This window comes from Chthoniobacter sp., assembly GCF_040003245.1.
In the GTDB taxonomy this organism is placed as follows: domain Bacteria; phylum Verrucomicrobiota; class Verrucomicrobiia; order Chthoniobacterales; family Chthoniobacteraceae; genus Chthoniobacter.
This window is the reverse complement of sequence record NZ_JBDUCX010000328.1, coordinates 1-6,168: the sequence shown is the minus strand read 5'-3', so window position 1 is coordinate 6,168 and position 6,168 is coordinate 1. Positions and strand designations below refer to the sequence as shown.

Annotated in this window: 4 protein-coding genes and 1 tRNA gene; 3 read left to right on the top strand and 2 right to left on the bottom strand. The window is 61.1% G+C overall.

Annotation, left to right across the window (positions count from 1 at the left end):
* Positions 1-568 precede the first annotated feature (568 nt).
* A tRNA-Lys gene (locus ABJF10_RS28530) sits at positions 569-640 on the bottom strand.
* A gap of 82 nt (positions 641-722) precedes the next feature.
* Here ABJF10_RS28530 and ABJF10_RS28525 point away from each other — a divergent pair.
* Positions 723-1,835 (top strand): hypothetical protein, encoded by a 1,113-nt coding sequence (locus tag ABJF10_RS28525; RefSeq protein WP_348548005.1) that lies wholly within the window; start codon positions 723-725, stop codon positions 1,833-1,835.
* Positions 1,836-1,887: 52 nt separating this feature from the next.
* Here ABJF10_RS28525 and ABJF10_RS28520 read toward each other — a convergent pair whose 3' ends face one another.
* Positions 1,888-2,601 carry an HAD-IA family hydrolase gene (locus ABJF10_RS28520; RefSeq protein WP_348548004.1) on the bottom strand — a complete coding sequence of 238 codons (714 nt, stop codon included), beginning with the start codon at positions 2,599-2,601 and terminating at the stop codon, positions 1,888-1,890.
* A gap of 171 nt (positions 2,602-2,772) precedes the next feature.
* Here ABJF10_RS28520 and nusA point away from each other — a divergent pair, with 171 nt between their 5' ends.
* Positions 2,773-4,035: a transcription termination factor NusA gene (nusA, locus tag ABJF10_RS28515; RefSeq protein ID WP_348548003.1), complete on the top strand. Its 1,263-nt coding sequence runs from the start codon at positions 2,773-2,775 to the stop codon at positions 4,033-4,035.
* A 31-nt stretch (positions 4,036-4,066) separates the two neighbouring features.
* The coding region (gene infB / locus ABJF10_RS28510; RefSeq protein WP_348548002.1) for a translation initiation factor IF-2 at positions 4,067-6,168 on the top strand (2,102 nt) is incomplete at its 3' end.

The following is a 6,168-nucleotide window of genomic DNA, read 5'->3' as shown; positions in this document are numbered from 1 at the left end:
TTTCAAGCTCACTCCGCCTCCTCGTACCAGTCAAAAGTGCATAACAGTCTCTAAGGAATCTTTTCCCCTTGGGGTGTCGTCCATCAGTTTGAATGTCGCTTACCCCATTTCTGCGCGCCCCCTCGTTTTTATTGGTGTCCCTTTGACCCTTTGTCCTCTGCCCTTCTGGCTGCATTCGTTGCCCTGGCAGAGCGGCGCGAAGCGATGGAAGAAAGCGGGCCGCACGGATCGCAGAGCATCCCGGCCTTTCCATGGAGGCGCTGCGCGAGTGTCGAGGAAGTGAAGGGGGAGCGTCGAAAGAAGATTCCTTGGGGAAAGGGGAAACTGAGAGAGAGCGGGAGCGACAGCGGAGGCGCGCAGCGGGAGAGAGGGCGGATTTGCCCTTCACCCTTCACTTCCGCGCTTAAGTGCTTATGGGGTAGATGAATGTGAGGTGAAAGGGTGGGATCGGCGGGATTCACTTCGGCCTTCACTTTGGCAGTGGAGTTTACCGCCAATTACCGCCAATCAGTTTGCAATCTCCTGCATTCTGTTGCATCCTCCTGCAATCCCTTACTCTGTAATTTAGTGGGTTGGGCGGGACTCGAACCCGCAACCAACGCCTTAAAAGGGCGCTGCTCTACCATTGAGCTACCAACCCGGGTGGATTTAAGAGGGGCGGATGGATAATTCAGCGCGAATGGTGACGCAAGGAATAAATCCGGCTAGGTTCCGCGCCTCGCATGTTCGAACTGCCCGCCTTTTTTCGCAACCGCCGCGCGCTGACCATTGGGATCGGCGCGTTGTTGCTCGTAATGATGGTGGTAGGAATCGTGATGGGGAGGGAGTGGTTTTTGAAGCGGAGCCCGCTGCTGGATTCACCGCAGCTCGCGCTGGGAGCGTTGCAGGCGAAGTCGCTTTATTACAACGGCCGGGCGAAAAACTGGCTGCTGTCGCAACGGCCGGATTTGCTCACGCCGGAGGATCGCGATGCGGGATCGGAGCGGGCGCGGGCGTTTCCGCAGGCGGTGGAGAATCCGAAAGTATTTCGGCAACTGGTTCGAAAATACCAGTTCGATGCGCTGCTGCTCGTGGGCGATCCGAGCGAATATAAGCCGCTGTTGGAGCATCTCGTGGAGACGAAGGACTGGACGCTGCGCTATGTGGACCACACGAGCATGGTCTTCCGGCGCGATAGCGGGCGACCTTGGGAGATCGCGGATTTTGCGACGGTACGGGCGACGTTTGCGCAGGGCCGTCCACGCGACCTGGCGGAGGTGCTGGCGCAAACGGCGATCCGGCTGCTGGCGGTGAAGCAAGTGGAGGCGGCGAAGGCGCTGCTCGACGAGGCGTCACGAATCGCGCCGCGCGAGCCGCACGTGGCGAATGCGCTGGCGACGTATTACATAGGCAAGGGCGAATGGCGCGAGGCCACGGAGCAGGTGGAGCGGGCGCTTTCGGCCGATCGCGATTTTCTGCCGGCGCTGGCGACGAAGACGCAACTGCTCTACGGGATAAAGCATTTCAGCGAGGCGTATGACGTGTCGCTGAAATTGATCGCGAAGGTGCCGGACGATCCGAATCTGCTCTTTTACCACGCGAAGATCGCCCATGAGGCGCATGCCTACAAAGCGGAAGTCGCGGCGCTGGAGAAGCTGATCGCACAGGCGGAAGCGGATGGGCGGCCGATCGGCGGGTATGAGCTGTACCTCGGGCAGGCGTTCATGGTGATGGGTGACGCGCAGCGGGCGGTGGATGCGTTCATGCTTTCGCTGAATGATCCTGACCTGCCGGATGACCAGCGGGCGTATGCGCGGGAGAATATTGCACGGATCAAGAAGCGGACAGGGAAGTGAAGAGAAGGATGAAGACGGAAGGCGGAAGGATGAAGAAGCCAGTTGCCAGTCGTTACCCAACTGCGCCTGGTAACGAATCACCGGTCTTCATCCCTCCGCCTTCATCCTTCATCCATTTCTCGAGGTCGCGGAGGGTTTGGTGGGGACGATCCAGACGAAAAATGTGCAAGCCGGCGGCCTCGGCGCCTTCCCAATCGGCGCGCGGATCATCGCCGATGTGGAGGGATTCCGCGGCGGTGGCGTCGGCCAGGTGCAGGGCTCGCTGGAAGATCCAGGGGTCGGGTTTGTCGGTGCCGGCTTCGCTGGAGATGACGATGGGATCGAAAAACTCGATGATGCCGAGATTCGTGAGGATGGGGCGCAGGCGGCCGTCGAAGTTGGAGATCACGCCGAGGCGATAGTGAGCCCGCAGGTTGGTCAACACGTCGAGGGATTCGGGAAAGAGTTCCCAGATGCCGGGGCGGGTGAATTCGGAATAGAGCTGCGCGAAGTAGTCGAGGCGGGGCAACTGCTCCGCCGGAACCCGGCACTGGTCGAGCACTTGCTCGACCAGAGAAAACCACCAGCCTTTATCGTCATCCGGGCGCGGCTGATGGGAGCCGGGGCGGGTGGGCATTTGTTTCCACACGGTGCGAAAGGCGTCTGACAGGGCGTTCTCTTCCAGATGGCAGTCGAAGCGGCGGGCGACGTCGCGGTAGTGCCAGCCTACCCCTCGGGGCAGATGAAACAGGGTGCCGGCGGCATCGAAGAAGACGGTTTTAATCACGAAAATGAGTAAAAATGGGGTTTCGCAGCGTGAAAAGGCGCCGCTTTTACACTAGAGGCATTCCATGTTGACGCTTCTGGAAAGGTCGACTACTGTAGTTCTCCAACTCCGGCACTTGCAGAGTGGGTTTAGCGCCCACTTTTTTTTGTCCCCGGATGCGGAACTTGAACTATGAACAGTGAAATCCTAGCAGGCCTCGATTTTTTTGAGCGCGACAAGGGCATTAAACGTGAAGTGCTCCTGGAAGCGATCAATAACGCTGTACTCGCGGCTGCCCGCAAGGCGGTCGGTCCGGCCAAGGATTTGCGGGTCGATATTGACTCCAAGTCGGGCGACATGAAGGTCTACGCCAAGCTGACGGTCGTCGAGAAAGTCGAGAACAAGCACGACGAAATCTCGTTCGCCCTGGCCAAGAAGTTCAAGGCTGATGTGCAACTCGCGGAAGAACTCGAGGTTCCGGTAACGCCGCGCGATTTCGGCCGCATTGCCGCCCAGACCGCGAAGCAGGCGATGATGCAACGCATCCGCCAGGCGGAAAAGGAAATGATTTACGACGAATTCAAGGATCGCGCCGGCGAGATCGTGAGCGGCACGGTGCGTCGCTTCGAGCGTCTCGACGTCGTGGTCGACCTTGGCAAGTTCGAGGCCGTGATGCCGAACAAGGAGCGCGTGCAGACCGAGGACTACAACGTCGGTGACCGCATTCGCGCCTATGTCGTGGCGGTGCAGAATGGCGCGCGCGGCCCGGAGATCATCATCAGCCGCAGCCATCCGAATTTCGTCCGCCGCCTGTTCGAAACCGAAGTCAGCGAAATTGCCGACCGCACGGTGGAGATCAAGGGCATTGCCCGCGAAGCCGGGCACCGCACGAAGATCGCGGTGTGGAGCGCGAACGAGAAAGTCGACCCGGTCGGCGCGTGCGTCGGCATGCGCGGCGCGCGGGTGAAGAACATCGTGCGCGAACTCAACAACGAGAAAGTCGACATCATCCGCTGGAGCGCGGACACGAAGGAATTTGTCCTCGAGGCGCTCAAGCCCGCGAAGGTCAAGAGCGTGACGCTTGACGACGCGAAGAAGAACATTTTGATCAAGGTCGATGAAGACCAGCTTTCGCTGGCCATCGGCAAGCGCGGCCAGAATGCGCGGCTGACCTCCCGGCTGACCGGCTGGGACATCAACATCGAGCAGGACAAGTCGGTCATCGAAGATTTCAACGATCGCGTGAACAAGGCCGGAAAAGCGCTGGCCGACGCGTTGCAAATCGAACAGGCCATCGCGGTGGCGCTCGTCAAGGGCGGCCTCAGCACCCTGGAGATGATCGCGGACGTCGAACCGCAGGATATTGCCGACGCCATCGGCATCGCGCCCGAGAAGGCGGCGGAGATTCAAGCAGCAGCGAAGCGCGCGAGCGGCTCGCTGGCCTCCACGCAGTAGGTCATGAAGGCCTTATTCCAAAGAACTTTTGATGCCACCCACCAAGACCACCCACAAACCGGGAGCGAAGAAAGCCGCCGACGACAAATCGTCGAAAGCGGCCGCGCCCAAATCCACGGCCAAGGCCGGAGCTGCGGATAAAGAGAAGAAGGCTCCCGAGGAGGCGCCCGCTGCGCCCAAAGTCGTGCAGGAGGCGGTTTCCCTGATCGGGGATGACAAGCCGAAGGTAAGACGCCCGCGTCCGGCATCGCCGCTGGAGAACAAGATCCCGATTTCAAGGATTCTTGCGCCGGAAGCCCCAAAGCCCGTGGCGCCGCCGACCCCGGTCGAGGAACCCGCCGCCCCAGTCGTGGAGGCTGCGGCTCCCGCTCCCGCAGCCCCGGAAGCGCCCGCCGCTCCCTCCGACGAGAAGATCATCCATCTCAAGCCGCCCTTCACCGTCAAGGACCTGGCGACGGCGATGAACTTGAAGCCCTTCCAATTGATCGGCGACCTGATGGAGATGAACATTTTCGCCTCGATCAACCAGTCGATCGAGCCGGATGTCGCTGCGAAGATTTGCACGAAGCACGGACTCACGTTTGAACGCGAAAAGCGCAAGGAAGGTGGCGGCGTCCACAAGGTGGAAGTCGTCAAGGCTCCGCCGAAGGAATTGCCCAAGCCGAAGCCGGATGAACTGACGACCCGCGCGCCGATTGTGACCTTCATGGGCCACGTCGACCACGGCAAGACGACGCTCATGGACGCGATTCGCAAGACGCGCGTCGCGGCGGGCGAAGCCGGCGGCATCACCCAGCACATCGGTGCTTACAGCGTGGTGCACAATGACCACCGCATCACTTTCCTCGACACCCCCGGTCACGCGGCTTTCACGGCCATGCGGGCGCGCGGCGCGAACGTCACGGATATCGTCGTGCTCGTGGTGGCGGCGGATGACGGCATCATGCCGCAGACGATCGAGGCGTTGAATCACGCCAAGGCGGCGAAAGTCAAGATCATGGTCGCTGTGACCAAGATGGACTCTCCCGGCGCGAATCTCGACAAGGTCAAAGGCCAGCTCCAGGAAAAGGGACTCGTGCCCGAAGACTGGGGTGGCGACATCGGGGTCTGCCCGGTGGCCGCCCTCAAGGGCCAGGGCGTCAGCGAATTGCTCGACCGTATTTTGCTCGAAGCCGAAATGCTCGAGATCAAGGCCAGCAGCCAGCAAACGCCGCGGGGCACGGTCATCGAAGCACAAATCGAGCAAGGGCGCGGCCCGACCGCGACGGTCATCGTCCGCATGGGCACACTCAAGGTGGGCGATGCGTTCATCTGCGGCAATTTCGACGGCAAGGTAAAATCGCTGATCGACGACGCGGGCAAGCCGCTGAAGAGCGCGCCGCCTTCCACCCCGGTGAAGATCCTCGGCTTTTCAGGACTGCCGAATGCCGGCGACGAGTTTACCGTGATGGAGAGCGAACGCGCCGCCAAGGTCCTGAGCGCCGAGCGCCAGGCTGACGAGCGCATGAACAAGCTCGCCACGCCGCAGCGCGCCACGCTGGAGAATCTTTTCGCCAGCCTCGCGGACGAGGCGAAGAAGAAGCTCTACACCGTCATCAAGGGCGATGTGCAGGGTTCGCTCGAAGCGCTCGTCACTTCGCTCGAGCAGATCGAGAGCAAGAAGATCGACCTCGAGATCGTGCACAGCGCGGTCGGACCGATCAGCGAATCGGACATCCTGCTGGCCTCGGCCTCGAACGCCATCGTCATTGGTTTCAACGTCAAGGTGGAGAACACCGCGGCGCAGGTGGCCAAGCGCGAAAACGTCCAGATCAAGCTCTTCTCGATCATCTACGAACTCATCGATCAGGTGAAGGAAGCGATGGCCGGCATGCTCGATCCCGAGACGCGCGAAGCGGTCATCGGCCACGCCGAGGTCCGCAAGGTATTCGAGTTGTCCAAGGGATTGGTCGCCGGTTGCGCGGTCACCGATGGACGTCTCGCCCGCACCGCCCGCGCCCGCGTCCTGCGTGGCCGCACCCCGATTTACGATGGCGGTTTCGCCACGCTGCGCCGCTTCCAGGACGACGTGAAGGAAGTCCGGAGCGGCCTCGAGTGCGGCATCAAGCTCGGCGATTTCAACGACTACGAAGT

What these genes read in the sequence shown, in the direction of transcription:
- nusA (WP_348548003.1), top strand. Translation starts at nt 2,773, where the DNA reads ATGAACAGTGAAATCCTAGCAGGCCTCGATTTTTTTGAGCGCGACAAG.
- ABJF10_RS28525 (WP_348548005.1), top strand. Translation starts at nt 723, where the DNA reads ATGTTCGAACTGCCCGCCTTTTTTCGCAACCGCCGCGCGCTGACCATT.